This is a genomic window from Enterobacter cloacae complex sp. IR5418 (assembly GCF_049238105.1).
In the GTDB taxonomy this organism is placed as follows: domain Bacteria; phylum Pseudomonadota; class Gammaproteobacteria; order Enterobacterales; family Enterobacteriaceae; genus Enterobacter; species Enterobacter hormaechei.
On the sequence record NZ_JBMKHS010000013.1, the window covers coordinates 15,783 to 29,782 of the forward strand.

Annotated in this window: 14 protein-coding genes; 12 read left to right on the plus strand and 2 right to left on the minus strand. The window is 54.7% G+C overall.

Features of this window, described 5'->3' with window-relative positions; translation table 11 throughout:
* Positions 1-58 precede the first annotated feature (58 nt).
* Genes rluE through purB form a run of 5 tightly spaced genes read left to right on the plus strand, consistent with a single transcriptional unit; the run spans position 59 to position 4,394 of the window.
* Positions 59-721: a 23S rRNA pseudouridine(2457) synthase RluE gene (gene rluE, locus ACOTX7_RS12165; RefSeq protein ID WP_221255814.1), complete on the plus strand. Its 663-nt coding sequence runs from the start codon at positions 59-61 to the stop codon at positions 719-721.
* Positions 721-1,194, plus strand: a complete 474-nt coding sequence (locus tag ACOTX7_RS12170) for an NUDIX hydrolase (RefSeq protein ID WP_205921070.1) — start codon at positions 721-723, stop codon at positions 1,192-1,194. The genes rluE and ACOTX7_RS12170 overlap by 1 nt, the downstream gene beginning before the upstream one ends.
* Positions 1,195-1,234: 40 nt before the next feature.
* Entirely contained in the window at positions 1,235-2,347 is a 1,113-nt protein-coding gene (mnmA, locus tag ACOTX7_RS12175) for a tRNA 2-thiouridine(34) synthase MnmA (protein ID WP_032103856.1), read from the plus strand.
* A gap of 27 nt (positions 2,348-2,374) precedes the next feature.
* Positions 2,375-3,004: a high frequency lysogenization protein HflD gene (gene hflD, locus ACOTX7_RS12180; RefSeq protein ID WP_006809213.1), complete on the plus strand. Its 630-nt coding sequence runs from the start codon at positions 2,375-2,377 to the stop codon at positions 3,002-3,004.
* 19 nt (positions 3,005-3,023) lie between these two features.
* The gene (gene purB / locus ACOTX7_RS12185) at positions 3,024-4,394 is read left to right on the plus strand and encodes an adenylosuccinate lyase (RefSeq protein ID WP_006809214.1); all 1,371 of its coding nucleotides are present in this window, start codon (positions 3,024-3,026) and stop codon (positions 4,392-4,394) included.
* An 87-nt stretch (positions 4,395-4,481) separates the two neighbouring features.
* On the opposite strand, the gene ACOTX7_RS12190 is transcribed toward purB, so the two are convergent.
* On the minus strand, positions 4,482-4,946 hold the full coding sequence (locus ACOTX7_RS12190; RefSeq protein WP_421626086.1) for a hypothetical protein: 465 nt from the start codon (positions 4,944-4,946) through the stop codon (positions 4,482-4,484).
* Positions 4,947-5,258: 312 nt separating this feature from the next.
* Here ACOTX7_RS12190 and phoP point away from each other — a divergent pair, with 312 nt between their 5' ends.
* The 3 genes from phoP to ACOTX7_RS12205 all read left to right on the plus strand — a co-directional run bounded on the left by phoP (position 5,259) and on the right by ACOTX7_RS12205 (position 8,607).
* Complete coding sequence (gene phoP / locus ACOTX7_RS12195) at positions 5,259-5,930, plus strand: two-component system response regulator PhoP (RefSeq protein ID WP_026094318.1); 672 nt, start codon at positions 5,259-5,261, stop codon at positions 5,928-5,930.
* On the plus strand, positions 5,931-7,394 hold the full coding sequence (gene phoQ, locus ACOTX7_RS12200) for a two-component system sensor histidine kinase PhoQ (RefSeq protein ID WP_221255811.1): 1,464 nt from the start codon (positions 5,931-5,933) through the stop codon (positions 7,392-7,394). It abuts the gene before it with no gap.
* A gap of 91 nt (positions 7,395-7,485) precedes the next feature.
* Positions 7,486-8,607, plus strand: coding sequence for a cupin domain-containing protein (locus ACOTX7_RS12205; RefSeq protein WP_221255810.1), 1,122 nt, complete (start codon positions 7,486-7,488; stop codon positions 8,605-8,607).
* Positions 8,608-8,698: 91 nt separating this feature from the next.
* On the opposite strand, the gene pepT is transcribed toward ACOTX7_RS12205, so the two are convergent.
* Positions 8,699-9,922: a peptidase T gene (gene pepT / locus ACOTX7_RS12210; protein WP_221255809.1), complete on the minus strand. Its 1,224-nt coding sequence runs from the start codon at positions 9,920-9,922 to the stop codon at positions 8,699-8,701.
* Between the two features lie 237 nt (positions 9,923-10,159).
* Here pepT and potA point away from each other — a divergent pair, with 237 nt between their 5' ends.
* Genes potA through potD form a run of 4 tightly spaced genes read left to right on the plus strand, consistent with a single transcriptional unit; the run spans position 10,160 to position 13,968 of the window.
* Positions 10,160-11,308, plus strand: coding sequence for a spermidine/putrescine ABC transporter ATP-binding protein PotA (gene potA / locus ACOTX7_RS12215; RefSeq protein ID WP_162837483.1), 1,149 nt, complete (start codon positions 10,160-10,162; stop codon positions 11,306-11,308).
* Positions 11,292-12,149 carry a spermidine/putrescine ABC transporter permease PotB gene (gene potB / locus ACOTX7_RS12220; RefSeq protein WP_205921072.1) on the plus strand — a complete coding sequence of 286 codons (858 nt, stop codon included), beginning with the start codon at positions 11,292-11,294 and terminating at the stop codon, positions 12,147-12,149. Before potA ends, potB begins: the two co-directional genes overlap by 17 nt.
* The gene (gene potC / locus ACOTX7_RS12225; RefSeq protein ID WP_205924072.1) at positions 12,146-12,937 is read left to right on the plus strand and encodes a spermidine/putrescine ABC transporter permease PotC; all 792 of its coding nucleotides are present in this window, start codon (positions 12,146-12,148) and stop codon (positions 12,935-12,937) included. Before potB ends, potC begins: the two co-directional genes overlap by 4 nt.
* Positions 12,934-13,968: a spermidine/putrescine ABC transporter substrate-binding protein PotD gene (gene potD, locus ACOTX7_RS12230; RefSeq protein WP_047353885.1), complete on the plus strand. Its 1,035-nt coding sequence runs from the start codon at positions 12,934-12,936 to the stop codon at positions 13,966-13,968. Before potC ends, potD begins: the two co-directional genes overlap by 4 nt.
* The last annotated feature ends 32 nt before the right edge of the window (positions 13,969-14,000 follow it).

Sequence of the window (14,000 nt, forward strand, 5' to 3'; positions counted from 1 at the left end):
GCCTTCCGATAGTACCTGATTGTCCGACGCCATGAAAGGTCTTCGTTATTAGGCTATAATGCGGCAATTGATAACGCCTGAAAATACCATGAAGAAAACTTCTTTTAGAAAACACCGGGTTGAGCGATTCAGCTCACGACAAGCCACCAGAAGAACGCCAGAACCCCAGCCAACGCGGGTCATACTGTTCAATAAACCCTACGATGTTTTGCCGCAGTTTACCGACGAGGCCGGGCGCAGCACGCTGAAGGATTTTATCCCCGTACAGGGAGTCTATGCGGCCGGGCGACTGGATCGCGACAGCGAGGGGTTGCTGGTGCTCACCAATGACGGTGTGCTCCAGGCCAGGCTCACTCAGCCGGGCAAGCGTACCGGGAAAATTTACTTTGTGCAGGTTGAAGGCGAGCCGGACGACGCATCGCTGGCAAAACTGCGCAACGGCGTAACGCTGAACGACGGTCCCACCCTGCCGGCTGGTATTGAGCGCGTGAATGAGCCAGAGTGGCTGTGGCCGCGCAACCCGCCGATTCGTGAGCGCAAATCCATTCCCACCAGCTGGCTTAAAATCACCCTGTATGAAGGCCGCAACCGACAGGTCAGGCGCATGACTGCGCATGTGGGCTTCCCTACCCTGCGACTCATTCGCTACGCCATGGGCAGCTATACGCTGGATTTGCTGGCAAACGGGGAATGGCGGGATGTTACCCCTAAGGAGAACTGATGTTTAAACCTCATGTTACGGTCGCCTGCGTGGTCCATGCGCAGGGGAGATTCCTGGTGGTGGAAGAGACCATCAACGGCAAAGCGCTGTGGAATCAGCCCGCCGGGCATCTTGAAGCCAATGAAACCTTACGCCAGGCGGCCAGGCGCGAGCTGTGGGAGGAGACGGGTATCCGCGCTGAACCGCAGCATTTTATTCGTATGCATCAGTGGATAGCGCCTGACCACACCCCTTTCCTGCGTTTTTTATTCGCCGTTGAGCTTAGCGAAATGTGCGCCACTGAACCGCACGACGACGATATCGATCGCTGCCTGTGGGTGACCGCAGAAGAGATCCTGAACGCGCCAAACCTGCGCTCCCCGCTGGTTGCGGAAAGCATCCGCTGCTGGCAGTCTGCGGCGCGCCTGCCGCTGGATGTCATTGCAGAATTTAACTGGCCGTTTACAGAGGGTGTCAATGGTGGGGGGGCGTGATAGAATACGCCGCCTTGAAGTTCAATGTCGTGAGTATTCCATGTCAGATAACAGCCAGAAAAAAGTGATCGTCGGCATGTCCGGCGGTGTCGATTCCTCCGTTTCCGCCTACCTGTTGCAGCAACAGGGCTATAAGGTGGAGGGCCTGTTCATGAAGAACTGGGAGGAAGACGATGGCGAGGAATACTGCACTGCCGCTGCGGATCTCGCCGATGCGCAGGCCGTGTGCGATAAGCTCGGCATCGAACTGCACACCGTTAACTTTGCCGCAGAATACTGGGACAACGTCTTTGAACTCTTCCTCGAAGAGTACAAAGCGGGCCGCACGCCAAACCCGGATATCCTGTGCAACAAAGAGATCAAATTCAAAGCCTTCCTCGAATTCGCCGCGGAAGACCTCGGCGCAGACTACATTGCGACCGGCCACTATGTGCGTCGCGCGGATGTGAATGGCAAAAGCCAGCTGCTGCGCGGCCTGGACGGCAACAAAGATCAGAGCTACTTCCTCTACACGCTGAGCCACGAACAGATTGCCCAGAGCCTGTTCCCGGTTGGCGAGCTGGAGAAGCCGGAAGTGCGTAAGATTGCAGAAGATCTGGATCTGATCACCGCGAAGAAAAAAGACTCCACCGGTATCTGTTTTATCGGCGAGCGTAAATTCCGCGAGTTCCTGGGTCGCTACCTGCCTGCACAGCCGGGCAAAATCGTCACCGTTGACGGTGATGAAATTGGTCAGCACCAGGGGCTGATGTACCACACTCTCGGCCAGCGCAAAGGTCTGGGTATCGGCGGCACCAAAGAGGGCAGCGAAGATCCGTGGTACGTAGTCGACAAAGACGTCGAAAATAATATTCTGGTGGTGGCTCAGGGTCACGACCACCCGCGTCTGATGTCCGTTGGACTGATCGCGCAACAGCTGCACTGGGTCGATCGCGAGCCGCTGAAAGGCACGCTGCGCTGCACCGTGAAAACGCGCTACCGCCAGACAGACATCCCTTGCACCGTAACCGCACTGGATGACGATCGCATTGACGTGCGTTTCGACGAGCCGGTTTCCGCCGTTACCCCTGGCCAGTCTGCTGTTTTCTACAGCGGCGAAATTTGCCTCGGCGGTGGGATCATCGAACAGCGCCTGCCGCTGCCTGCTGTTTAAACCGTTTGCACACATAAAGGAGACCGTGTGGCGAAGAACTATTACGACATCACCCTGGCGCTGGCGGGAATTTGCCAGTCTGCCCGTCTGGTGCAACAGCTGGCGCATCAGGGTCATTGTGACGCTGATGCCCTGCACGTTTCACTCAACAGCGTTATCGATCTTAACCCCGGCTCCACGCTGGGCGTCTTTGGCGGCAGTGAAACCAATCTTCGTCTCGGTCTTGAAACCCTGCTCGGCGTGCTCAACGCCAGCAACCGTCAGGGGTTGAACGCGGAACTGACCCGCTACACCTTAAGCCTGATGGTGCTGGAGCGTAAGCTGAACGCGGCAAAAGGCGCAATGAATACCCTGGGCGATCGCATCGCCGGGCTTCAGCGCCAGCTCGACCATTTTGACCTCCAGTCCGAGACCCTGCTGAGCGCGATGGCCGGTATCTACGTCGACGTGATTAGCCCGCTCGGCCCGCGTATTCAGGTCACCGGTTCGCCTGCCGTATTGCAAAGCCCACAGGTACAGGCGAAGGTACGCGCTTCGCTGCTGGCAGGCATCCGTGCCGCCGTGCTGTGGCAACAGGTCGGCGGTGGCCGCCTACAGTTAATGTTTTCTCGTCATCGCCTGACGACTCAGGCAAAACAAATTCTTGCTCATTGTTAACCTCCCGGAGTTGCGAATTATGGAATTATCCTCACTGACCGCCGTATCCCCTGTCGATGGACGCTACGGCGATAAAGTCAGCGCGCTGCGCGAGATCTTCAGCGAATATGGCCTGCTGAAGTTCCGTGTTCAGGTTGAAGTACGCTGGCTGCAAAAGCTGGCCGCCCAGACAGCAATCAAGGAAGTTCCTGCTTTTGACGCAAAGGCAAACGATTACCTTGATAAAATCGTTGCTGAGTTCAGCGAAGAAGATGCTGCGCGCATTAAAACCATTGAACGCACCACCAACCACGACGTGAAAGCGGTTGAGTACTTCCTGAAAGAGAAAGTGGAAAGCGTCCCTGCCCTGCATGCTGTGTCTGAATTTATTCACTTCGCCTGTACATCTGAAGATATCAACAACCTGTCTCACGCGCTGATGCTCTCCACCGCGCGGAAAGAAGTGGTGCTGCCTTACTGGCGTAAAATCATCGACGCGGTGAAAGCGCTCTCCGTGGAATACCGCGACATTCCGCTGCTGTCCCGTACTCACGGCCAGCCAGCAACCCCATCCACCATGGGGAAAGAGATGGCGAACGTGGCGTACCGCATGGAACGCCAGTATCGTCAGCTGGAGCAGGTTGAGATCCTCGGCAAAATCAACGGCGCGGTGGGTAACTACAACGCCCACATCGCCGCGTACCCGGAAGTGGACTGGCACCAGTTCAGCGAAGAGTTCGTGACCTCTCTGGGGATCCAGTGGAACCCGTACACCACCCAGATTGAGCCGCACGACTACATCGCCGAGCTGTTTGACTGCATTGCGCGCTTCAACACCATCCTGATCGACTTCGATCGTGACGTCTGGGGTTACATCGCCCTGAATCACTTCAAGCAGAAGACCATCGCCGGTGAAATCGGTTCGTCCACCATGCCGCACAAAGTGAACCCAATCGACTTCGAAAACTCCGAAGGTAACCTGGGCCTGGCAAATGCCGTGTTGCAGCATATGGCGAGCAAACTGCCGGTGTCCCGCTGGCAGCGCGACCTGACGGACTCCACGGTACTGCGTAACCTGGGCGTGGGCATTGGCTACGCGCTGATCGCCTACCAGTCCACCCTGAAAGGCGTGAGCAAGCTGGAAGTGAACCGCGATCGTCTGCTGGACGAGCTGGATCACAACTGGGAAGTGCTGGCGGAGCCGATTCAGACCGTGATGCGTCGTTATGGCATCGAAAAACCGTACGAGAAACTCAAAGAGCTGACCCGCGGTAAGCGCGTTGATGCTGAAGGTATGAAACAGTTTATCGACGGTCTGGCGCTGCCAGAAGAAGAAAAAGCGCGCCTGAAAGAGATGACTCCGGCAAACTATATTGGCCGCGCCATTACCATGGTTGATGAGCTGAAGTAATTGCCCTTCCCCCTTTCCACCCGGAAAGGGGGCTGCTTTTCATTATCGTGTTGACGTTTTCTCGTCCCATGACAGGCTTTGCCTGAATTAACGCCTGCCGTCAGGCAGATTGTTATTTTTCGTCGTGGAATAACTTTCCGGAATATAGCGTTTTAAGCCGGACGGGCATAGCCTGAACTGACACGGGGTGTCAACCGCGCACGGGCGCTCCATCTCCTGTCGGTTGCCTGGACACGCGTTTTTCTGCCTGAATCCCATCCAGCCTATTGATGTAAATGGCATTGCCTGTGCTATCCATACTCTTCTGCGCCGATCGTTAATCAGGATCCCCTGGTTTGATGTGATGATGATTTCACCTGCCCGAACGTAATAATCTCCCTTTAACCACAGGATATAATTCAGGCCATACTGTGTCTCAACTTTGCAAAAGATGGTTCCGCTTTCCGGACTCGCAATAGTCTCAACAACCTTCCATTCCATAAAATCCTCTTTACTCGCTATATTGCTGTTTTGTTGTGTAAAAATGCTGCTTTTCTGGCACATCTTATGCAAATCTAATTTCGCACCATAAAATAAGCGTAGATAAAGATGGCAAAAGTGAGAACATCCTTACAAAAAAAAGGGCAATATTTACAAAACTAGCGAGCCCGTTCAGACCAAAAAGCGACGCGCCTTCAACAGCCAGTAAACGGATGGTTGTTTTATGCGAATTACGGAAGCTTGCGAAAACAAGGCAGTTTATATTACCCGCGCAATGCCTCCTGTGTTCAGGAGCCTAAAAAAATCATTTAATTTCATCACGCTGGTGCAACCTGGATAATCAGCGTTAAACTATTCATACCATTTATAAAGGGAGAAATGATGATGCGCGTACTGGTTGTTGAGGATAACGCATTGCTACGTCATCACCTGAAAGTTCAACTTCAGGAGATGGGTCATCAGGTGGACGATGCTGAAGACGCAAAAGAGGCCGATTATTATCTCAATGAACACCTGCCGGACATCGCCATTGTCGATTTAGGGCTGCCGGATGAAGACGGTTTGTCCCTTATACGCCGCTGGCGTAGCCATGACGTTTCTCTGCCGGTACTGGTGCTGACCGCTCGCGAAGGCTGGCAGGACAAGGTTGAAGTCCTGAGCGCTGGCGCGGATGATTACGTGACCAAACCCTTCCATATTGAAGAGGTTGCCGCGCGTATGCAGGCGCTGCTGCGCCGCAACAGCGGGCTGGCGTCGCAGGTGATCTCTCTGCCGCCGTTCCAGGTGGACCTCTCTCGCCGCGAATTTTCTATTAATGATGAAGTGATCAAGCTGACCGCATTTGAATACACCATCATGGAAACACTGATCCGTAACAACGGTAAAGTGGTGAGTAAAGATTCCCTGATGCTTCAGCTCTATCCGGATGCCGAGCTGCGCGAAAGCCACACCATCGACGTACTGATGGGGCGCCTGCGTAAAAAAATACAGGCGCAGTACCCGCATGACGTGATCACCACCGTGCGTGGTCAGGGCTACCTGTTCGAATTACGCTAAATGAAAGGAATTTTGCGCCATATTTTACCCCTTTCGCTGCGGGTTCGCTTTTTGCTGGCAACCGCCGCCGTCGTGCTGGTGCTGTCACTCTCTTACGGGATGGTGGCGCTGGTCGGGTATAGCGTGAGCTTCGATAAAACCACCTTCCGCCTGCTTCGCGGTGAAAGTAACCTGTTTTATACCCTGGCGAAGTGGGAGAACAACCGGATCACCGTTGAGATGCCGGAAAATCTCAACCAGCAAAGCCCGACGCTGGCGCTGATCTACGATGAAAAAGGGAAACTACTCTGGGCGCAGCGCGATGTCCCGTGGTTGAAAAATCGCATCCGTCCAGAATGGCTGAAAACCAACGGTTTTCATGAAATAGAAGCCGACCTCAACTCCACCAGCAGCCTTCTGCGTGACGATCGCGCCTTACAGCTCAAGCTTAATGAGATCCGTGCCGAAGATGACGACACGGAAATGACCCACTCGGTCGCGATTAACCTTTATCCCGCCACGCTGCACATGCCGCAATTAACCATTGTGGTGATCGATACCATACCGGTTGAGCTGAAACGCTCGTATATGGTCTGGAACTGGTTCGTGTATGTTCTGGCTGCCAACCTGCTGCTGGTGATCCCTCTCCTGTGGGTCGCTGCGTGGTGGAGCCTTCGACCGATCGAATCTCTTGCCAAAGAGGTGCGCGAGCTGGAGGAACATCACCGCGAGAAGCTCAACCCGGAGACCACGCGTGAGCTGACCAGCCTGGTGCGCAACCTCAACCGACTGCTGAAAAGCGAACGTGAACGCTACGACAAGTATCGCACGACGCTCACCGACCTTACGCACAGCCTGAAAACCCCGCTGGCCGTGATGCAAAGTACCCTGCGTTCCATGCGCAGTTCGAAAATGAGCGTGGATGACGCCGAACCGGTGATGCTGGAGCAAATCAGCCGGATCTCACAGCAGATTGGCTATTATCTGCACCGCGCCAGCATGCGTTCCGGAAGCGCCCTGTTGAGCCGTGAACTGCACCCGGTAGCTCCGCTGCTGGATAACCTCACCTCTGCGCTGAACAAGGTGTACCAGCGTAAAGGGGTTAACATCAGCCTGGATATCTCACCTGAAATTAGCTTTGTCGGTGAGAAAAATGACTTTATGGAAGTGATGGGAAACCTGCTCGATAACGCCTGCAAATATTGTCTGGAGTTTGTCGAGGTGTCCGCGCGGGTAACGGATAACGAACTGCATATTATCGTTGAGGATGACGGTCCTGGCATTCCCCGTAATAAACGCGAAGTGGTGTTCGATCGCGGTCAGCGGGCCGATACGCTGCGGCCGGGCCAGGGTGTCGGATTATCCGTCGCCAGGGAAATTGTCGATCAATACGAAGGTAAGATTGATACCGGTGAAAGTTTGCTGGGAGGTGCCCGTATGGAAGTCATTTTTGGCCGCCAGCATCCCGTATCGAACGATAGTTAACCCGAAAGGTGAAAAATAAGCGGATCTCGCAGCCAGGGGGCGGTGCTTCCGTTATAATCCGTCTCAGTAAGAGCCTGCGGAATACAAAAATATGGATTATCAATTAACGCTTAACTGGCCCGAATTTATTGAACGTTACTGGCAAAAACGCCCGGTCGTTCTTAAACGCGGGATCAGCAATTTTATCGACCCTATTTCTCCTGACGAACTCGCTGGTCTCGCGATGGAAAACGAGGTAGACAGCCGACTGGTGAGCCACCAGGACGGGAAATGGCAGGTCAGCCACGGTCCCTTTGAAAGCTACGATCACCTGGGTGAAAGCAACTGGTCTTTACTGGTGCAGGCGGTCAATAACTGGCACGAACCCACCGCAGCCTTGATGCGTCCGTTCCGCGCCCTGCCAGACTGGCGAATGGACGATCTGATGATCTCCTTCTCGGTGCCCGGTGGCGGCGTGGGTCCGCATCTCGATCAGTACGACGTGTTTATCATTCAGGGTACCGGGCGCCGTCGCTGGCGCGTGGGCGAAAAAGTGCCAATGAAGCAGCACTGCCCGCACCCGGACCTGCTTCAGGTTGATCCGTTTGAAGGGATCATTGATGAAGAGCTGGAGCCAGGCGACATTCTTTATATCCCGCCGGGTTTCCCGCATGAAGGTTATTCCCTGGAAAACTCGCTGAACTATTCGGTCGGTTTCCGCGCACCCAGCGGACGCGAGATGATCAGCGGATTTGCTGACTATGTTTTACAGCGCGAGCTGGGCAGCTACCGGTACAGCGATCCGGACGTTCCGGCGCGTGCGCACCCGGCGGATATTCTGCCAGAGGAGCTGGATAAGCTGCGCGGTATGATGCTGGATCTGATCAACGAACCGGAGCACTTCAGACAGTGGTTTGGCGAGTTTATCAGCCAGTCGCGTCACGAGCTGGACGTCGCACCGCCAGAGCCGCCGTATCAGGCGGATGAAATTTATGATGCACTCCAGCAGGGCGATAAGCTGGTTCGTCTGGGCGGGTTACGCGTACTGCGCATTGGCGAAGAGGTATTCGTTAACGGCGAGCGACTGGACTCTCCGCACCGCCCGGCACTGGAAGCGATTGCCAGCCATATGGTGCTGACTGCGGAAACCTTTGGTGACGCGCTGGACGATCCCTCCTTCCTCGCCATGCTGGCCGCGCTGGTGAACAGCGGGTACTGGTTTTTTGAGGACTGAGCCGCTTTAATGCCCGGTGGCGCTGCGCTTACCGGGCCTACGATCGAAATGTAGGCCGGGTAAGGCGTAGCCGCCACCCGGCATAACACGGCTACCGTTTCGCGGTTAACTCCGCTATCCGCACGATCACCTGCACCGCTTTCTCCATCCCTTCCAGCGTCACGAATTCATGCTTGCCGTGGTAGTTATATCCACCGGTAAACAGGTTCGGGCACGGCAGGCCCATAAACGACAGCTGGGAACCATCGGTACCGCCACGGATCGGTTTCATCACCGGCTCGATGTCACAATCGCGCATCGCCTGCTGGGCGATATCAAGAATGTGCGGATGCTCCATCACCTTATCGCGCATATTGTAATAGCTGTCTTCGATGATCAGCTCAATATAGCAATCCGGGTGCAGCCCCTTGCCGACCTTTTTCGCGATCTCCATCATCTTACGCTTGCGCGCTTCAAAGGCTTTGCGATCGAAATCGCGGACAATATAGTGCATCTGCGCACTGTCCACGGTCCCCTTGATGCTGGTCAGGTGATAAAAACCTTCATACCCTTCCGTCATCTCCGGACTCTCTTCGGCGGGCACTTCCGCATGGATACGCGCGGCCAGCGACAGGGCATTCACCATCACCCCTTTCGCAGACCCCGGGTGTACGTTATTCCCGACGATTTTGATCGTCACCGATGCCGCGTTGAAGTTTTCATACTCCAGTTCACCCACGCCGCCACCGTCGACGGTGTAGGCCCACTGCGCGTTGAACGCCTCAACGTCAAAGTGTTTCGCGCCTTTTCCAACCTCTTCATCCGGCGTGAAGGCCACGCGGATATCGCCATGCGGGATATTTTTGCCCTTCAGCACCGCCAGCGCCGTCATGATCTCGGCGATGCCCGCTTTGTCATCGGCACCCAGCAAGGTTTTGCCGTCGGTGGTGATTAACGTCTGCCCCAGTAACTGATGCAGTACCGGGAACATCACCGGCGACAGCACTTCGTCGCCAATGCCCAGCGCAATATCACCGCCGCGGTAGTTTTCAACAATCTGCGGATTAACGTGTTTACCGCTAAAATCAGGTGAGGTATCGACATGAGAAATAAAGCCAATTGCCGGGATATCTCCGTCAATATTCGCCGGCAGCGTTCCCATCACGGTCCCTTTTTCGCTCAGCGTGACGTCGACCAGCCCCATGGCCTCCAGCTGCTCTTTCAGCAGATTTAGCAGCTTCCACTGGCCTTCGGTGCTTGGCACCTGTCGGACCCCTGGCTTAGATTGGGTATCCAGCGAAACGTAATGAAAGAAACGCTCAAGTAGTTTATCCATGCAGTCACCCTCACTTTTTGTGACAACATTATCATTAAGCAGCAAAACGCAAATATTGCGTCAAGTCACTTTTATCCCGCAAACGAGAACTTTTTACGTTTATATCGTTCTGCGTTAATAAATGTAGCCTATGAATAAGTGAGAAGGATTGGCGATTCAATGGGTTTGCCGTAGAATGTCCGCCCTCATTACGAGTCACCAAGGTGGTTACACACAAACCCCGCTTCAGTCTGCTGCCTGAGGCGTCTATATGGGACAGCGCGAAAATTGAATACACAACCCCGTTCCCTTTCACCGCTGGTGCAACTGGAACGAATTCGTAAAAGTTTCGATGGCAAAGATGTCATTTCCGACCTTAATCTGACCATCAATGACGGTGAGTTTCTCACGCTGCTCGGCCCCTCCGGCTGCGGCAAAACCACCGTCCTGCGCCTTATCGCCGGGCTGGAAAGCGTCGATAATGGACATATCCATCTTGAGAACCAGGACATTACCCAGGTTCCTGCCGAAGATCGCCACGTCAATACCGTCTTTCAGAGCTATGCCCTGTTCCCGCACATGACCGTGTTTGAGAACGTGGCGTTTGGCCTGCGGATGCAAAAAACACCGGCCAGCGAGATCCCGCCGCGCGTTACCGAAGCCCTGCGCATGGTGCAGCTGGAGGCGTTCGCCCAGCGAAAGCCGCATCAGCTGTCCGGCGGACAGCAGCAGCGTGTGGCCATCGCCCGCGCCGTGGTCAACAAACCGCGCCTGCTCCTGCTGGATGAATCCCTCTCCGCGCTGGACTACAAACTGCGCAAGCAGATGCAGAACGAGCTGAAAGCGCTTCAGCGTAAGCTCGGCATCACGTTCGTATTTGTCACGCACGATCAGGAAGAAGCCCTGACCATGTCAGACCGTATCGTGGTAATGCGCGACGGCAAGATTGAACAGGACGGCACGCCGCGTGAAATTTACGAAGAGCCGAAAAACCTGTTTGTCGCCAGCTTCATTGGCGAAATCAATATCTTTAACGCCACGGTGATTGAGCATCTGGACGATCGGCGCGTCCGCGCGAACGTAGAAGGCCGCGAATGCAATATTACCGTCAACTTTGCCGTCGAGAAGGGTCAAAAGCTCAACGTCCTGCTGCGCCCGGAAGATCTCCGCGTTGATGAGATCCACGACACGGCTGACGTCGAAGGGCTGATCGGTTACGTTCGCGAACGCAATTATAAAGGCATGACCCTTGAATCCGTTGTCGAACTGGAAAACGGCAAAATGGTGATGGTCAGCGAGTTCTTTAACGAGGACGATCCGGACTTCGACCACTCACTGGATCAGAAAATGGTCATCAACTGGGTAGAAAGCTGGGAGGTTGTACTGGCTGATGAAGAACACAAGTAAGTTCCAGAATGTGGTGATTGCCACGATCGTCGGTTGGCTTGTGTTGTTTGTCTTTCTTCCCAACCTGATGATCATCGTAACCAGCTTCCTGACCCGCGACGACGCGAACTTCGTGGCGATGGTCTTTACGCTGGACAACTACGCGCGTCTGCTCGATCCGCTCTATTTTGACGTGCTCCTGCACTCGCTCAATATGGCGCTGATTGCCACCCTCGCCTGTCTGGTACTGGGGTATCCGTTCGCGTGGTTCCTGGCCCGCCTGCCGCAAAAAGTGCGGCCGCTGCTGCTGTTTTTACTGATTGTGCCCTTCTGGACCAACTCGTTAATCCGCATCTATGGGCTGAAAATCTTTCTCAGCACCAGAGGTTATCTGAACGAGTTTCTGCTGTGGCTGGGGGTGATTGAGACGCCGATCCGCATCATGTTCACCCCAAGCGCGGTGATTGTCGGCCTGGTCTATATCCTGCTGCCGTTTATGGTGATGCCGCTCTATTCCAGCATTGAAAAGCTCGATAAACCGCTGCTGGAAGCGGCGAAGGACCTGGGCGCCAGTAAGTTACAAACCTTCATCCGCATCATTATTCCGCTGACCATGCCGGGAATTATCGCCGGATGTCTGCTGGTCATGCTGCCTGCGATGGGCCTGTTCTACGTATCGGACCTGATGGGCGGAGCGAAAAACCTGCTTATCGGTAACGTGATTAAAAGTCAGTTCCTGAACATCCGCGACTGGCCGTTCGGCTCGGCCACCAGCATTACGCTGACGGTGGTGATGGGGCTGATGCTGCTGGTCTACTGGCGTGCCTCGCGCCTGCTGAATAAGAAGGTGGATCTGGAATGATCGGTCGACTGCTTCGCGGCGGTTTTATGACCGCCATTTATGCGTATCTCTATATCCCGATAATCATTTTGATCGTGAACTCCTTTAACAGCTCACGCTTCGGGATCAACTGGCAGGGGTTTACCACCAAATGGTATGGCCTGCTGATGAACAACGACAGCCTGCTTCAGGCCGCTCAGCACTCGTTGACGATGGCAGTGTTCTCTGCCACCTTCGCGACGCTGATTGGCTCGCTGACCGCCGTGGCGCTGTACCGCTACCGTTTTCGCGGTAAGCCGTTCGTCAGCGGCATGTTATTTGTGGTCATGATGTCCCCGGATATCGTGATGGCCATTTCACTGCTGGTGCTGTTTATGCTGTTGGGCGTCCAGCTCGGTTTCTGGTCGCTGCTGTTCTCGCATATCACCTTCTGCCTGCCGTTTGTGGTGGTGACCGTCTACGCGCGCCTGAAAGGGTTCGACGTGCGGATGCTGGAAGCGGCGAAAGATCTGGGTGCCAGCGAGATGACCATCTTGCGCAAAATCATTCTGCCGCTGGCGATGCCCGCCGTGGCAGCCGGATGGCTGCTCAGCTTTACCCTGTCGATGGACGACGTGGTTGTCTCCTCCTTCGTCACCGGGCCGAGCTATGAAATTCTGCCGTTGAAGATCTACTCAATGGTTAAAGTCGGTGTTTCACCCGAAGTGAACGCGCTGGCGACTATTCTGTTGATGTTATCGTTGGTTCTGGTGATTGCCAGCCAGGTTATTGCTCGTGATAAAACAAAATCTCAGGGGACACGGAAATGAAAAAAATGCTTGCCGCTGCGGCACTGGTGCTCGGAATGGGTGCCGCGCATGCTGATGACAGCAAAACGCTCTATTTCTACAACTGGACCGAGTATGTGCCGCCGGGCCTGCTGGAACAGTTCACCAAAGAGACGGGCATCAAGGTTATCTATTCCACCTACGAGTCGAATGAAACCATGTACGCCAAGCTTAAAACTTACAAAGATGGCGCGTATGACCTGGTGGTGCCGTCGACCTATTTCGTCGACAAAATGCGCAAAGAGGGCATGATCCAGAAGATCGACAAAACGAAGCTAACCAATTTCTCAAACCTCGATCCTGAAATGCTCAACAAGCCGTTCGACCCGAACAACGACTACTCTATTCCGTACATCTGGGGCGCGACGGCAATTGGCGTCAACAGCGATGCCATCGATCCCAAAACGGTTTCATCCTGGGCTGATCTGTGGAAGCCGGAATACAAAAGCAGCCTGCTGTTAACCGACGATGCGCGCGAAGTGTTCCAGATTGCGCTGCGTAAGCTCGGCTATTCCGGCAACACCACCGACCCGAAAGAGATCGAAGCGGCGTATAACGAACTGAAAAAGCTGATGCCAAACGTGGCGGCGTTCAACTCGGATAACCCGGCTAACCCGTATATGGAAGGTGAAGTGAATCTGGGGATGGTCTGGAACGGCTCTGCGTTTGTGGCGCGTCAGGCCGGGACGCCGCTGGAGGTAGTCTGGCCGAAAGAAGGCGGCATCTTCTGGATGGACAGCCTCGCGATCCCGGCGAATGCGAAAAACGTCGAAGGTGCCCTGAAGCTGATTAACTTCCTGCTGCGCCCGGATGTGGCAAAAGAGGTGGCGGAAACCATCGGCTATCCAACGCCGAACCTGGCCGCACGTAAGCTGCTCAGCCCTGAAGTGGCGAATGATAAATCGCTCTATCCGGACGCTGAAACCATCAGCAAAGGGGAATGGCAGAACGACGTCGGTGACGCGAGCCGCCTGTATGAAGAGTATTACCAGAAACTAAAAGCAGGCCGTTAATGCACAACGGGCGACGCAACGTCGCCCGTTAC